At 44.0% G+C, this 15,108-nt stretch carries 11 protein-coding genes; 6 read left to right on the top strand and 5 right to left on the bottom strand.

Features of this window, described 5'->3' with window-relative positions; genetic code table 11:
• Positions 1-95: 95 nt before the first annotated feature.
• From F0232_RS23860 to F0232_RS23845, 4 genes are all read right to left on the bottom strand, one after another.
• A complete protein-coding gene (locus F0232_RS23860) occupies positions 96-1,022 on the bottom strand; it encodes a hypothetical protein (protein WP_105057206.1) in 927 nt (308 codons plus the stop codon).
• Positions 1,023-1,095: 73 nt separating this feature from the next.
• A complete protein-coding gene (locus F0232_RS23855; protein ID WP_105057207.1) occupies positions 1,096-1,827 on the bottom strand; it encodes a hypothetical protein in 732 nt (243 codons plus the stop codon).
• 50 nt (positions 1,828-1,877) lie between these two features.
• Positions 1,878-4,124 (bottom strand): inverse autotransporter beta domain-containing protein, encoded by a 2,247-nt coding sequence (locus F0232_RS23850; protein WP_171751040.1) that lies wholly within the window; start codon positions 4,122-4,124, stop codon positions 1,878-1,880.
• Positions 4,125-4,519: 395 nt separating this feature from the next.
• Positions 4,520-7,690: an HD domain-containing phosphohydrolase gene (locus tag F0232_RS23845; protein ID WP_105057209.1), complete on the bottom strand. Its 3,171-nt coding sequence runs from the start codon at positions 7,688-7,690 to the stop codon at positions 4,520-4,522.
• A 499-nt stretch (positions 7,691-8,189) separates the two neighbouring features.
• Between F0232_RS23845 and F0232_RS23840 the strand changes: the two genes are divergently transcribed.
• The 5 genes from F0232_RS23840 (at position 8,190) to F0232_RS23820 (ending at position 12,814) form a co-directional block, all read left to right on the top strand.
• The gene (locus F0232_RS23840) at positions 8,190-9,161 is read left to right on the top strand and encodes a tripartite tricarboxylate transporter substrate binding protein (protein WP_105057210.1); all 972 of its coding nucleotides are present in this window, start codon (positions 8,190-8,192) and stop codon (positions 9,159-9,161) included.
• A 241-nt stretch (positions 9,162-9,402) separates the two neighbouring features.
• Positions 9,403-9,903: a tripartite tricarboxylate transporter TctB family protein gene (locus F0232_RS23835; protein ID WP_065677028.1), complete on the top strand. Its 501-nt coding sequence runs from the start codon at positions 9,403-9,405 to the stop codon at positions 9,901-9,903.
• A gap of 10 nt (positions 9,904-9,913) precedes the next feature.
• Positions 9,914-11,434 (top strand): tripartite tricarboxylate transporter permease, encoded by a 1,521-nt coding sequence (locus F0232_RS23830; RefSeq protein WP_061033486.1) that lies wholly within the window; start codon positions 9,914-9,916, stop codon positions 11,432-11,434.
• A gap of 191 nt (positions 11,435-11,625) precedes the next feature.
• A complete protein-coding gene (locus F0232_RS23825; RefSeq protein WP_105057211.1) occupies positions 11,626-12,384 on the top strand; it encodes a sulfite exporter TauE/SafE family protein in 759 nt (252 codons plus the stop codon).
• Between the two features lie 238 nt (positions 12,385-12,622).
• Positions 12,623-12,814 (top strand): hypothetical protein, encoded by a 192-nt coding sequence (locus F0232_RS23820; protein ID WP_061033488.1) that lies wholly within the window; start codon positions 12,623-12,625, stop codon positions 12,812-12,814.
• Between the two features lie 152 nt (positions 12,815-12,966).
• Here F0232_RS23820 and F0232_RS23815 read toward each other — a convergent pair whose 3' ends face one another.
• Positions 12,967-13,380 carry a VF530 family DNA-binding protein gene (locus F0232_RS23815; protein ID WP_061033489.1) on the bottom strand — a complete coding sequence of 138 codons (414 nt, stop codon included), beginning with the start codon at positions 13,378-13,380 and terminating at the stop codon, positions 12,967-12,969.
• A gap of 401 nt (positions 13,381-13,781) precedes the next feature.
• Here F0232_RS23815 and F0232_RS23810 point away from each other — a divergent pair, with 401 nt between their 5' ends.
• Positions 13,782-14,930, top strand: a complete 1,149-nt coding sequence (locus F0232_RS23810) for an HD-GYP domain-containing protein (RefSeq protein ID WP_253821986.1) — start codon at positions 13,782-13,784, stop codon at positions 14,928-14,930.
• Positions 14,931-15,108 lie beyond the last annotated feature (178 nt).

Genomic DNA, 15,108 nt, shown 5'->3' with positions numbered 1-15,108 from the left:
CAGCTGGTGGTAGTCACTGAAGGCAAGCATCTATTTGCCCTCAGTGCTCGTTAGTTGAAAAAGCATCACCAACTGATTGGGTTATGTCTCGATGGTTAGCGATCAAACTGTTGGCAATTGACCATACTCTTTCTTCTGTCTTGGTCACTGCCCGCCATCGTAAATTGGAATTGAAGGTTACTGATGGTGATTTCAGGGTTTGCCTCGGGATAAGGCAAAGCCAAGTTGCTGTCTGTCGTTTGATATATCACTAGCCCAAAACTAGGGGGAATCGGTTGCTTGGTCAGCGTAATCGGTATCGGGTTATTACCATCGTATGAGAAGTTAACAACCAGCGTTTCGGGGAGCTTTTTGTCTTGAAATTTTGGAGTCGATGGGCTGAACTTGACGGTTGCCTCACTTACCAATTCTTCCTTTTCTACCACCCCTGGCAAAAAATCAAACGCCAGCGTCGGAAAGCTCAACCGATATTGCCTGCTTCCGGATAGATTTAAATCAATATTGTCGTACGCAAGGTTCATAAAATCGACAGTTTGTGCTTCGTAACAGATGCCTTTGGTGCCATCTGGTGGGTACTCGAGTGCCACAGGTAACGGTTCACTTTCAAAAGTGCGCGTTGCTTCTGGGTAGCCCTTGTCAACCTTGCCGCTGTATGTCACGGTCAGAGGCTTAAAGCCCACGCCTTTATCAAACACCTTATCAATGTCCGATGGGTTGATGGTCAGAGTTGGCGAACTCGCAAAACACTCTCCCTGATCATTACACCACTGGTAGGTTTTTGAATCAGCAATGACCTCATCGCCATCGGGATCGAGATCTTGAATAGGACGAACGGAAATAGGGCCAGTGCCGATGGTGTTGTTCTCACTCGGTGCGACATTCCATTCAGGCATATCAGTTGGGTAACCGTGGCCTGAAATGGCTGGCGTGTGGTTAGAGCAAACTTGGTTTTCAGGGCATTCTGCCATCGCTGACCAAGAACAGCATAAAGCCAAAATAGTGATGATGGATTGACGTATCATGGTTGTACCCCTATCGAGAGAAAGCGGGCTGAAAACAGCCCGCTTGGTTAGTGGTTAAAGCAATCTCAAAGGATTAACGTAGTGAAGCACGCGTAATTGGTTCTTCGTTCATAGACGCAGTGATCGTGTAACCTTGTGCCTCTTTCGGTAATACGAATGTCAGATCGTTACCATCATCAACCAGCGCCTTGCCAAGCGCCGTTTCAGCTTCGTTTTGCGAGTAAAGGCCAGCTGTGTCTGTTGCGTTTGGTGTCAGTGTGAACGTCACATCTGCTTTAGCCAGGTCAACAACCGCACCGTCATCCGCGTGTACCGTCAGAGTTTCACCCACTACGGCATTACCGCTGATGGTGAGAGCCATTGCTGCAGCAACGTTGAAGTCATTCGATTCTACTTTATCAGAGACAAGCGTTGTTGACGGGTAGCCGTATTGAGTATGAACTTGCCACACTAGGTTTAATTGTTTGTTTTTTAGCTCATTGAAGTTTGAAAATGTAATGACACCGTCGTCCAATTCGCTGATATCCGCTTCAACTACTTTTGCGTATTCGGTACCACTCGAGTCTTCTAACCAGTACGTCACCTTGGTGATGGCATCATCGTCTTGGTCTTCAAGAGTCGGTGCATCAAACTTAACTTCGATAGGTGCTGGTGCCCATAGAATATCTGGCGTATTTACTACAGGAGCCGTTACCGTTGGCTGGTGACCCAGTACTGGTGCAGTGGCAACGCTGTCGATAGCCCAAGCTGCTGTTGCTGTAAAACCACCCATAAGTAGGCCGATAGTGATCATTGATTTTTTCATTGTCTTTCCTTTCTGAACGAAAACGTTCATGTTTTATTGTTAGTTATGAATTACTTGTTGTTTGTCGCCGACTTTGAATCCGACGTTTTTTTCTTTGTCACTTGGACTTTGAACTGGAACCCTTGGTCTTCGCCTTTCAACACATACTTTTGCTGATTGGCGTTCGCCACCTTGGTGAATTCGTTTTGAGTATCATGCTCTCTTCGGAACCATTGGAACGAGTATTGAGAAAGGTCTAAGACCGCCGCTTCATCTTCGAACACATAAGCCGTGATGGCTTCTGTCGTGAATAGGTCTTCATCTAGATGGTGCCCTTCATGAAACAGGTCAACACGATAGACACTGCCCTTTAACCACTCGATATTGCCTTGCTTTGCGTCTTGTTCGTTCTGATCGTAAATTGCTGTTACCGTAACGGATTGCGCCACATGACTCAGTAAAACCAGCTCAGCAATGCCTTCTTCATTGGTGACGGTTTGGTAAACGAAGTTCGCTTGGTTCGGTTCTAGCTCTAACGTCTCACCATCCAACGTCAAAGATGTTAAGTCTTCAGCGGTGATTTGATAGGTCACCGGGATATCGGCAACGGCTTTGCTCAATAAGGCACTCGCAACGATGCTTTCACCCGCGGTCGCGGTTTCTGGTTCAAACGAAATTGACTCAAGAAACTTACTGTCAGTGACCGTAATCGACATGGTGTTAGACTCTTTAACTTGGCCGCTTTTTAGCTTGTATCGAACCTTGAGCGACAGTGTATTGTTGCCGTCATAGCTGTAGCTTGGCGCGGTAAATAAAGGTACCGAAGCACTCTGACTGTCCAGATACGAATTAGCAGTACCTAACCAGGTGTAAGAGACGATGTCAGGCCCCCCTTTCACCTCCATCCACTCCGCTAATGACTGCTGAGAGTTTTCTGCAACCACCACCGATTCAGGCAGACGAATACTGATCTCTGCGTATTTCTGTTTGTATTCCAAAACAATGTTATGGTCACGTTCAACAAAGTCCGTTAAACGGTCTTGTTTTGGTAATGAGCTTTGGAAAACTTCACGGCGCTCAGGCTCGTAAAAACCGCCAAGAGACAAGGTATAGTTAACACCAGCTATCCACTGTTCACTTGCCCCTTCCTCGTTTTGGTATCCCAACGAGAACGCCAGCTCTTTGGTCGGTTTAAACTCGGTGTTTAACTCGAAACGCAACGGGTTTTTGGTCGGGTTACTGCCATCGCGATGTTCTACGTATCGACCAAGGTATTGACCCGCTGTACCACTCAACTTCCAGCGTGTATCCATCGGCAGATAGCTTTCTAGCGTGAGATCCCAACCCTTCGCAGGCTTTTCAACAAGGCTGCTCATCCCTTCATACTCGTCCGGCGAATCTTTCCAATTCGACAGAGGAAAGTAGAAGTTGGAGCTCATGTTTCCGTAACCCACCCCGTACTCAACACCTAAGCTCATTCTTCGGTGATAGCGCTGACGGTCATAATCTATAAAGGTGTTTACCCCGTAGTACTCATCTTCAGCGAGTTGACGATAACCCGTACCAATGTGCGAAAAGTCTCGGCCATGGAAGTCGTCTTGGTTAAACACCGCACCCGCTTGAATAAACCACAAAGATTTATCGTCGGCTTGCCAAAAAGGGAACAGGCTTTCAACCTGATCAACTTGCCATTTGCTGCCTTTCGCTAAAGAGACGCCTAAATCAAACTGCGCGCCACCAAAAGCTTCAGATAACCAGTCTTCTGTTTCACTCACACCAGCAGCCACTAAACGAGATGGTACTTGCTCTTGGTAGGCGCGAATGTTGCCCTGTTCAGACTGTTGTTGAGCAATGGTCACGAGTTCGGAAGTCATGGGAGCAATATAAGGGTTAGCTTCGTTAAGCTTAACCTCGTCCAAAGCCAGGTTTGGCAACGAAGCACTATCTAGCCCCTTGCGGGCCTGATATTGGTGATCGGTCAATTCAGCAATAAGTGGCTCTACCGTTTTCCACTCCGCATCACTGTATGGACCACACTGAAGCTCGTCCTTCCCTAGCTCAACCTCACGGCAATAGGTGCTCATGTTAGTAATGATATTTAGTAGCGCTTCATCGACTTGATAAGCTGAAAACGTAACAAAGGTATTTTTTACCGTCGCTTGCTCATTGCTAACTTGCGTGTTGTTAGCTTGTACGGTTGAAGCTACCTCTACGGGTTTTAGTTGGTTCCCCTCTAATGGGTTTGCATAACATGCTAGGCTCACAGCCAAACTACATGGCAGTAAGAACACAGCATTAATGGTTCTTGGCTTAAACATGACAAAATGGATTCTTCAAAAATTTTTCAGAATCTTAATCAAGAAAGCGTGAATTACCGCGTGATTCACCGTGAAAGATGAAAAGTACTTAAATTCAACAATTTGGAAGGTGAAGTGATGGCTAAAAGGTGTGTAATTTAGAACTTTTTTAGTTTTTTATTGATGAAATTACCAGGTGAATTCCCAATTAATGTGGGTTATCGAACGATAAATCGGCACGTCAATAAATAGGATTTTTTTTCATCGTGCTTTTGTTGCGAACTTATCCATAAATACCGATGTTACATAAAAAAAGCGCACCAATTGGGTGCGCTTTTAAGTCCTGAAAGGTTAAAGGTAGGCCGCGTATTCACCTAACTTGTATCGAGTAGGAAGCACCTTTTAATTTAGGTGTATTAAGCTGCAGCACTTTTCTGGAGATATTTCGACAAGTCGACGCTGTCTATTTGCTCTGGCTTCAAGTACGTTTCAGCGTATCGAATGTGGGTCCCACTCGTTAGGAACAGCCTAAACAGTTCTATGTCGATATGTTCATCCAAAGCCATTTTGTGCATGATGTCGATGGCAACGCTGATTGGCTTCGCTTTCTTATACGGTCTATCAGCCGCTGTTAGCGCCTCAAAAATGTCCGATATCACAAGAATTCGCTCGGGGATCGAAAGGTCCTCTGCAATTAGCTTTCTTGGATAGCCTGTACCTTTTAGCGTTTCATGGTGAGTCGACGCATAGCGCGGCACTCGTCTAAGTTCTTTCGGGAATGGCAGGCTTTCAAGCATTTTGATGGTACCTATCATATGCTCATTGATTTTGAATCGATCTTCGGCCGTTAAAGTGCCACGAGCAATACACAGGTTGTAGACCTCACCGAGATTATATAGATGTTCAGGTACATCCATTTTTATCTGATGCTTTGGATCAAACTCTAATGGTCGGTCTCGTTTGACTATGTGTTCTGGTCTATCACTTAAAAGCTGCTCTATAGCGGGTAAGCTTGAGCTAGGAACCCGATTCATCGCCTCTATTGGCGATAAACCCAATTGATCATCAAAGTTACGCGTCCAAGTCGTTTCAGCTATCAAGCGAATACGAGCAACTTTGTCATCACTCATGAATTCACCACCAACATTAGACGTCGCGATAAACTCAAAATCATCTTGTAGCTTCTGTTGCGCTTCAGCCAACTCTGTTTGGATTTGTTTGTTCGCTAGCTTGCCTTCAAGCTGTTTCGTTAATGCTATTATTTCAGCATCACGCCACAATACCTCAAATCGAGTTCTCACCTCGTGAATTCGGTTGTAGTTGGCCTCAAGCTTCGTACCTTTATCGACGATGTGTTCCGGCGTTGTTATTTTTCCGCAGTCATGCAACCAAGCCGCAATTCTGAATTCACGACGTTCATCATCATTTTCAAACTCAAAATCTTTGAAATGATCGGACTGTGATTTCTCAGCTGCATCAGCCAACATCAAGCCGAGTTCTGGTACACGATTACAGTGCCCTGCCGTATAAGCGGATTTATCATCGATAGCTTGGGCGATAAGCTTGATAAACGACTCCACAAACGCCTCTTGTGTCTGTTCATGCTGCTTAATCTCTGCCGCCATGCCTTTCACTGCCACAGACAGCTCCCATACTTCTTTGATTCGAGTGTCAACAAGCTCGACACTATCATAATCACGCATCTTGATCTTATGAGTCTCCTCCTCTAATTGACGAATAGGACGCACTATCGGTGCACCAAAACCCCAAGCAATAGGCAACGTCAAACTCATCAGTAACATCGTTATACCAACAGAGGTTGCTAGACGTTTATTGACTGTACTAAAGATTTCAGATTCGGGAATCAATACCGCAAAATATTCAGAGTAGTGTTCGCCCGTGTCTATTTTCTTTAAATAGAGATGCTTAATCTCACCATTCAACTCTACCCTTACCATACTGCCTTCAACCGTTGCTTCCTTAGTCAAATCATAAAGTTCAGTATAAGGAACAGTCGTATTCGTATTAAAGCCGGTATCATGCAGCCACTTTTTTGCTAAGGCATCAAGTTGTTCACCACTTAACTTGCTGATAGCTTGATCAATAATTGGAAGCAATTGTTTATGCTTGCTCTGCAGCACCAAATGGAATTGATTTGAGTAGTTCTGTTTTAGATCTTCTAGAGTCCCATTGACAACAAGGCCTGGCTGGAAAAACCTATCTAATGCAAACGAGAGTACGGGTTCAGCTTCTAAGAAAGCAAAGTTCTCTTCGCTTTCAATTGAATTAAATGCAGACTCTAGGTTTTCAAATTCAACTAAATCAATGTTCGGAAAGTCCTCTCTTAACTTAGGAATAATTGACCACCCAGATAAAATGGCAACTTTTTTACCCTCAAGCTCGGCATAATTAGTGACAACCTTCGCACCGACCCTTGTCACGACAGAAAATGGCAATTCATAAATTGGAGTCGTGTATAGGCCATCTATGCCATTATTTTTATAATTTTGAACCGATTGCAGGCCATCAATACTTCCTTCTTGAAACTTACTGACAAGCTCGCCCCAAGAGAAACCATTAACAAATTCAAACTTGATCCCTGTCATCTCACCAATCATGTTAAGAAGGTCTATCGCATAGCCGTTTGGCTTTCCCGCCACTGAAAAGTCCATCGGCCCCCAATCATTTTGATTAGACACTAACAGCGGAGGGGTATCGTTAACCAAGGTTTGTTGTTCAGACGATAGCATCAATGTGGATACATCAAACTCCAATTCCTGATTGTTAACCTTGAGGTTAGACGCAATAATATTACCCGATTTCGAATATAAGAAAGACTCAACCTTACTGTCTTCTGCTAAACCAAGCGCCGTACCTGAGAGTTTGCTAGCCAAAGAAGACAACACAATATCAATACCAATCACATGTTGAACTTCAGATTCGATTTTCGCATCAAACGCTAAAGAATAAGTTTGCCCGGTAATTTGTAAATGCTGAAAAAGATATGGCTGAGTTTTTTCGACCGACTGAACATTGGCAGAAACATACCAAGGCCTGGTCGTTGGAAAGTAGTTGCTCTGCTCCGTAGTTGAGTCTCTTAGCGTAAACTCCTGGTCAAAATATTTCGTCGTACGGACGCGCTCCTCCCCTCTATTATGAATCTCAACCACAACCCAACGGTCCGTTTGTTGTGCACCGATTTTCTCTCTAACGACAGGGGCAGATTCTAGGTTAATAATTTGGAAGAAATTTTCATCGGATGAGCCAATGTAAATACTATAAAAGATAGGGTTATCTTTAATGGCTTCAGAAAGAATACTACGCGACTCTTCTTTCGATATTTTGTTACTGATAGATCGTTTCACTGTAGCAAGTAAACGCGCGGTGTTGGCTGCGTCAGAGTCAATCGCGCCGATATAATCACTCAGGTCATGAGATACCATCGTCAACTTTGACAGAGTATTCTCCGTCGCCATTTTTTTACTGAAGTAGTATTGAAGAGAGACCGCAACCACAGCCGTTAGCACAGTCGCGAGTATGAACATTGTTCCAACGGTAAAGCGTAACGAAATTTTTTTTAATGCCATTATTTCATCCTTGAATAATCGCCAACTCAAAAGTTAACAGCCTAGCGCAATCAATACCAATTAAGTTGCATATCAACTATAGTAACTCATTATTCCACATCTAAAATCTAACACCTCTATACACCTGACTCTTTTGCAGAAATAGTTATCGTAGTCACATCTAACAATATAGACCAACAACCAATGCACTCGAGTAGAAAACGCTAGTTAAATCCAACCTTTGTCAATGAATTCAATCATTCTGAGACAATAACTACGATTTTAGAATCCAGATATCATTCAACAGTAAATGGACAAAAACACGTCACCGTGAACTTTATGAACTTTATTCACCCAATGTTCTTTATCCTCAATATCGCCGCATTGGAGACAATTCGTTAACACGTCGTTAACTTTAACTTCATCTGCTTAGCAACACCCAAAAGTGATGTTTAGCAGCTAGATATAAAACATAAGTTTCTCTCCATTGAAGAGATCCCCTACATAAGGAACGTGAACCATGTTCAAGGCACTGAAACCTACTCTTGCGGCTTCTATTATCGCAGCAACCTTTTCTTTCAACACTTTTGCTGCAGACGTAGAAAAAATCCACTTCCTAATCCCTGGCGGCGCTGGTGGCGGTTGGGATATGACTGCGCGTGGTACTGGTGATGTACTAGTGAAATCAGACATCGTAGAAAATGTCTCTTTCCAAAACCTATCTGGTGGTGGCGGCGGTAAAGCAATTGCTCACCTAATTGAAACGGCACAACGTCAAGAAGACACATTAATGGTGAACTCTACCCCTATCGTTGTTCGCTCACTAACAGGTATCTTCCCTCAATCTTTCCGCGACCTAACACCGGTTGCTGCAACGATTGCTGACTATGGTGCGATCGTTGCGTCTGCGGATTCTAAATACAACACTTGGGAAGACGTAGTAAAAGAGTTCGAAAGTAACCCTCGTAAAGTAAAAATCGCTGGTGGCTCTGCGCGAGGCAGCATGGATCACCTAGTAGTTGCAGCGGCATTTAAAGGCGAAGGGTTTGATGCTAAGAAAGTTCGTTACATCGCCTATGATGCTGGTGGTAAAGCGATGGCAGCACTACTTTCAGGTGAAACGCAACTGCTATCAACCGGCCTTGGTGAAGTGCTAGAGATGTCTAAATCTGGACAAGTAAAAGTACTGGCAGTAACAGCTCCGAAACGTCTTGAAGCAGCGCCTAATATCCCAACACTGACTGAATACGGTAACGAGACAGTATTTGCCAACTGGCGTGGTTTCTTCGCAGCACCAGGCACTAGCCAAGCGAAGATCGACGAATGGAATGAAGCATTAGGCAAAATGTACAAGACCGATGAGTGGCAAGTGGTTCGCGACCGTAACGGTTGGATCGACAACTACAAAGCAGACAAAGACTTCTACGCCTTCTTAGAAGATCAAGAAAAACAGATGGGTGACCTAATGCGTGAGCTAGGGTTCTTGAAGTAACCAATAACGATAGAGGGTCATAGTGCCCTCTTACTCTTTCCTTGTTTCGCCGTACATGAGTTTACTAAAACTCCTTTGTTTATTCGTAACGTATTACCAAAGCTTGCCGATTCGTTGTAGACGCAAGTGGCTAAAGCAGCACTGTAATTCGCTTACCTTCGGTTAGTGATCCCAGACATTACTCATTAACTCGCTCATGTACGGCTTTTTTACTTTCTATACACCCCAAATGGAGTTGGATATGTCGGACTTACCAACCAAATTTCTGAGTAAGGAATCTTTGCTTTCGAAGGATCGCATCGGAGCCATGATCTTTATGCTGGCGTGCTTGTGCTACGGCTACCAAACCACGCTGATTCCTTTGTTTCCCGGTGACGAGTACGAACCCTTCACAGCAAGAACCTTACCTACCCTGTTGACGTTTATCGGCATTGGCCTTTCATTGATCCTGCTAATAACAGGACAACCGGATAAGAAAGTCACATGCGACGCAACGCCGCTGAACTGGAAACTGCTGATTGGCTTCTTGGTGTTAATGGCACTGTACGGTGTTGGGCTGACTTATCTTGGCTTTGTTTTAGCAACCAGCTTCTTCTTACTTGCAGGCTTTTACCTGTTGGGTGAGCGTCGTAAAGCGGTTTTATTTGGCGCGTCGTTCCCTTTCGTTATCGCGTTCTTTCTTTTATTAACTCAAGGCTTAGATATCTACCTAGAGCCTGGTTTAATCTTCACTCTTTGGTAGGGATAACATTATGTTAGACGGAATTTTACAAGGACTTTCGACCGCTGTGATGCCAATGAACATCATGATGGTAATTGTGGGGTGTTTCGTTGGCACCTTCATCGGTATGCTTCCGGGGTTAGGTCCAATTTCAGCAATCGCGTTGATGATCCCTATTACATACGGCCTAGACCCTTCTTCTGGCCTAATCTTGATGGCAGGTGTTTACTACGGCGCGGTATTTGGCGGCTCGACGTCATCAATCCTAATCAACGCTCCAGGTTGTTCATCAACCGTTGTAACCGCTTTCGACGGCTACCCAATGGCGCAAAAAGGCCAAGCAGGTAAAGCACTAGCCCTTGCTGCGTACTCTTCTTTTACTGGCGGTACGCTTTCAGCAATCATGCTATTAATCGCGGCTCCGGCTTTAGCAAGTGTATCACTGAGCTTCCAGTCTTCTGACTACTTTGCACTGATGCTATTAGGTCTCTCTGCTGTAGCAGCGTTTGCTGGCCCGGGTCAGGTTATCAAAGCCTGGATGATGACTATCTTAGGCTTGATGCTATCAACCGTAGGTATCGACAAGGGTGTTGGTGTCGAGCGTTTCACATTTGGCCTAACAGACTTAATGGACGGTTTTAGCTTCCTACTACTGGCGATGGCAACCTTTGCTCTGGGCGAAACCTTAATGGGCATTCTTAAACCAGAAAAAGACACCAGTGCTGAAGAAAGCCAAAAGATGTCTGATATCGGCAGCATGAAAGTGACCAAAGAAGAGATCAAAGAAGTGGCTCCAGTTTCAATTCGCTCTTCAATCCTTGGCTTTTTTACTGGCGTACTTCCGGGTGCTGGCGCGACCATCGCCGCTTTCCTTAGCTATGGTATGGAACGTAGCCTTGCACCAAAAGACAAACAGAAAGAGTTTGGTAAAGGCAGCATTCGTGGTCTTGTTGCTCCAGAATCGGCAAACAACGCAGCATCAAGTGGTTCATTCGTTCCACTTCTAACGCTGGGTATCCCGGGCTCTGGTACCACCGCTATCATGCTAGGTGCATTAATCGCTTATGGAATTCAACCTGGCCCTCGTCTATTTGTGGAGCACCCAGATGTATTCTGGTCGGTAATCATCTCGATGTACTTTGGTAACATCGTATTGGTTATCTTGAACCTACCGCTTATCCCGTACATCTCTAAACTGCTGGCTGTACCGAGAACCGTATTACTACCAATGATTTTGTTCTTCTCAATCACAGGTGTTTACTTGGTCTCTTTCAACACCATGGATGTATTTGTGATGTTGATTATTGCGATGGCTGCCATTGCGTTGAGGTTAGCTAACTTCCCTCTAGCACCGCTACTGCTTGGCTTTATCTTAGGTGGTTTGATGGAAGAGAATCTAAGACGTGCGCTGATGATCAGCGATGGTGAACTAAGCTTCCTGTGGGAGCGCCCTATCACGATGACATTCACTATCCTTGCGGTATTGGTTCTATCTAGCCCGATTCTAGTGAAACTATTTAAAAGCTTTAGAGCAAAACCAGTGGAAGTTTAAAGCTCTACCAAGTCAATTAAACCTCAACGAAAGGAGCCATTGGCTCCTTTTTTCATTTCGACTTTCAATACGAACCAGCAGTTAAAGATGGTAGCAAACTCACAAACTAGCACCTTCAACACGCTCAGCTCTGATATTTTTAACAAAATAAAGTAAGGTAACCAGTCATTTAACGCATTGGACTCAAAACTATGGATTGGTTGATTCTATTTCTCTCAGGCGTGATTGGCGGTGTGCTTAACTCTATTGCAGGAGGCGGAAGCTTTATCACCTTCCCTGCCTTATTATTTGCTGGTGTTCCACCAATAGCCGCAAACGCGACCAATACCTTTGCATCATGTGCAGGCTACATCAGTGGCGCTTATGCACTGCGTCATGAGATCCAATCGGGTACCAAGCAGCTAAAGCTTACCATTGCTTTGTGCGTACTAGGTGGTGGTATTGGTGCTTTCTTGTTATTACACACACCCGAAGCTTTATTTACTCAGTCCGTACCTTGGTTACTGCTTTTTGCAGCGTTGCTTTTCACTTTTGGCGGAACACTAAACAAATGGCTTAAGCGCGCCACAGAAAAACACAAACACGCCACCAGCGCTGGGGCTTTTTTTTCAGCACTATTACTACTCGTTGTGTGTATCTACGGCGGCTATTTCAACGCAGGATTAGGCATAGTGACATTAAGCTATTTAGCTCTTGCTGGTTACACCAATATCAATGTAATGAATGGGATCAAACTGCTGGTTTCAGCTTGTGCCTCGCTTGCAGCAATTGTGTTTTTTATCGTCAATGGGTCGATTGATTGGCCCTCTGGCATGGCGGTTTTAATGGGGACATTGGTTGGTGGCTATTACTCAGCGAAGATCTCTCGCCGCATTCCACAACAATATGTTCGAAACACAGTGATCATTGCGAGTTTTCTAATCACTGCCTACTTCTTTTATGATAGTTAAATTGGTGCCACTTAAGCACAAGATCATTGAGGTTAATAACAATCAGTACCACCGATAAAATTTCACCTCTAAACTACCACACGGCTATTTTATTGATTATAAAACAACCACCCTAAAATATGTGAAAGCAGTCGTTTAATTAGTAAATTTGATAACAATTTAGACTATTTTTTAGCCTTTTGTTCATGCTAAATGGGATAATTCTCCTGTCGAAAATGAGACTTCATTAGGAGGCGTTATGAACATTAAACTCGGTCATGTCATGTCATCAAGTCGACTCATTTGCTTTGTCGCTTTTCTTGCTGCCACATTCGCGTGGATCCTAAAAATGCCCGCTCTGTTTTCTGTGTCAGCGCTCTTCTTGCTGGTCAGCGCTATCGTTTATGTCGCCGATCTTTGGAAGAACCAAAAGAGAAATCGCGAAGCTTAAGGCTCAATAGCACTAACCTGAACACACGAAAAAAGGAGCGCTTAGGCTCCTTTTGTATTTTGTAATAATCACTTTAGTTAGCTGCTCTATCTAGTGATAGGCTTTTTAACGAGTCATTATTGGCTTCGCTTTATTTAACGGCGTCGTTTTTATTAACGACGAAAGTTACGACCGTTGCCGCCACGACGAGCTTTAAAAGCAGAAGCTGCTTTAGCTTGTGAAGCTTGAATCGACTCTACCGTTAACTCCATTGGTTCACGAGGCTCTAAACCATGTCGGAACGTTCTTGAGCGAGGTGGCATCTGGTATTCAATGTCTGACGCTTTAGGCATACGCTTGAAACGGTAAAGGTAGAAGTTTTCAACCTTTTCACGAGCCCACTCAGTCTTCTTAAGGTATTTAACAGCACTTGCGATAGTTGGCTTAGTGTTAAAGCAGTTCATGCGCATTGCTGCATCCAAAATTTCCCAACCATAGTGATCCACTAGCTCAGTGATCATGGTTTCAAGCTTTAAGCCGTGTAGCGGGTTATTTTGTTGCAGTTCAATTCTTTCTTCTTCAGTCATAACATTACCTTTTTCAAGGCAGCTCGCCACCTTGAATATACGCTAGAACACCATCATCAATGACCGCTTCTAGCTCAATCACTTAGGCATTATGTCCATTGCCTTTCTTTATGCCTTTATGATGGCATAAAGCATGTCAGTTATCCTATTTATCTTTTCATTTAATTTAAAAACCTTCATCAACCATCCTAGGCATAACCTCATAGTTGTTCATTGATTAGCTGTTGCACCTACCTATGTGCAAGTTAACAGAATTAATGAGAACACACTGAAATAACCATTTAATTACTATTGTTATTATCTTTTATCCGCACGCAGTGCTATGGTTTATTTGAGACTAATGAAACAAAAATACTAATAAGAAACAATGATATAACTATAATTAAAGGTTGGCTTGTAACATGTTTGACTACTCCCAGATCAACAGAGTAGCGGCTCAAGATAAGGACATTATCGCCATTGTTAATGACCTTTTTCGGCTAGCTCGCGAACATTACCCCATATTATCTCGGCTTTCGGTCATACTTTGCAGTGACAATAAGGCGTCAGATTACTTTGTTGCAGACGCCTTTAGTAAAGAGGCTGAGCATCGACACATCGAGCAGGAAATCAAACCAGAATCGGCACTTTCTCGATTAGCTGAATCCCTCGATATTCGAATCATCAACGATCTAACTTCGGTTCACCAAACCAGACAGATTTCCAACCTCATTAAACTTGGCCATCGAAGCAGCTATACCACGCCCATTCAATACCAAGAACACAGCCTTGGCTTTGTATTTATTAACGCATCATCAACCAACTTCTTTGATGAAACATTAGTTCAAAGCGATGCCGCCTATCTCGCTCAAGTTATTTCGAGTTTGTTCATTCAACTGTTTGAACGACAGCGACATTTTCAATCTTCGTTGGCCATCGCACTCAATCTTGGACATGCTCGTGATCCTGAGACCAAAGAACATTTGATTCGAATGGGTAAATACAGCGAACAGTTGGCTCGTACCTTGTCACACAGTAACGCTGACATCACTAATCAGTTCATTCATCGTATTCGGCTTTACGCGCCATTCCACGACATCGGCAAATACAGGATTCCCGATAAGATTCTATTTAGTACAGAGCGATTCACTGATAAGCAAAGAGCGATAATGAACAATCACACCTTGTATGGTGAAGAAATGATCAATGATGTAGTCTCCCTCTCCCATCATAATTCGATGTGTTCTGACGAAATCCAATTCCTCAAGAATATCGTGCGTCATCACCATGAAAGGTTTGACGGTACAGGCTTACCGGATGCCTTAAGTGAGCAATCCATACCACTAGAGGCGAGAATCGTAACCTTAGCAGATGTGTTTGATGCGCTAATGAGCAAAAGAGCTTATAAGCGGGCTTGGTCAATCAGTGAAGTGATGGATTACATTGAATCAAATAACGGCTCGATGTTTGACCCGCAATGCGTCAAAGCTCTGAAGCAAAATCTCGATTACTTCCTGTCAATTAGAAAGCAATATAACGACGACATTCAACCGCAAGCCATGACAGCATAGTTAGGGCGTGTTGTTCTTTCGAGCTGGTTTTTGCAGCGAGTTGCTGGGTATTTATACAAGGCAGAGGCTTTGACGTGTAGCTAGCCTACATGAGAAGCCGATAACGCAGTAGAAATGACCAGCAAACGCTGCCCGAAGGGTTCGAGCTGGGCGCCCCCGCAAAAAGCGTTTTACTCTT

Source organism: Vibrio sp. T3Y01, from assembly GCF_013114525.1.
In the GTDB taxonomy this organism is placed as follows: Bacteria; Pseudomonadota; Gammaproteobacteria; order Enterobacterales; family Vibrionaceae; genus Vibrio; species Vibrio chagasii_B.
This window is presented reverse-complemented; position numbering and strand designations above follow the sequence as displayed.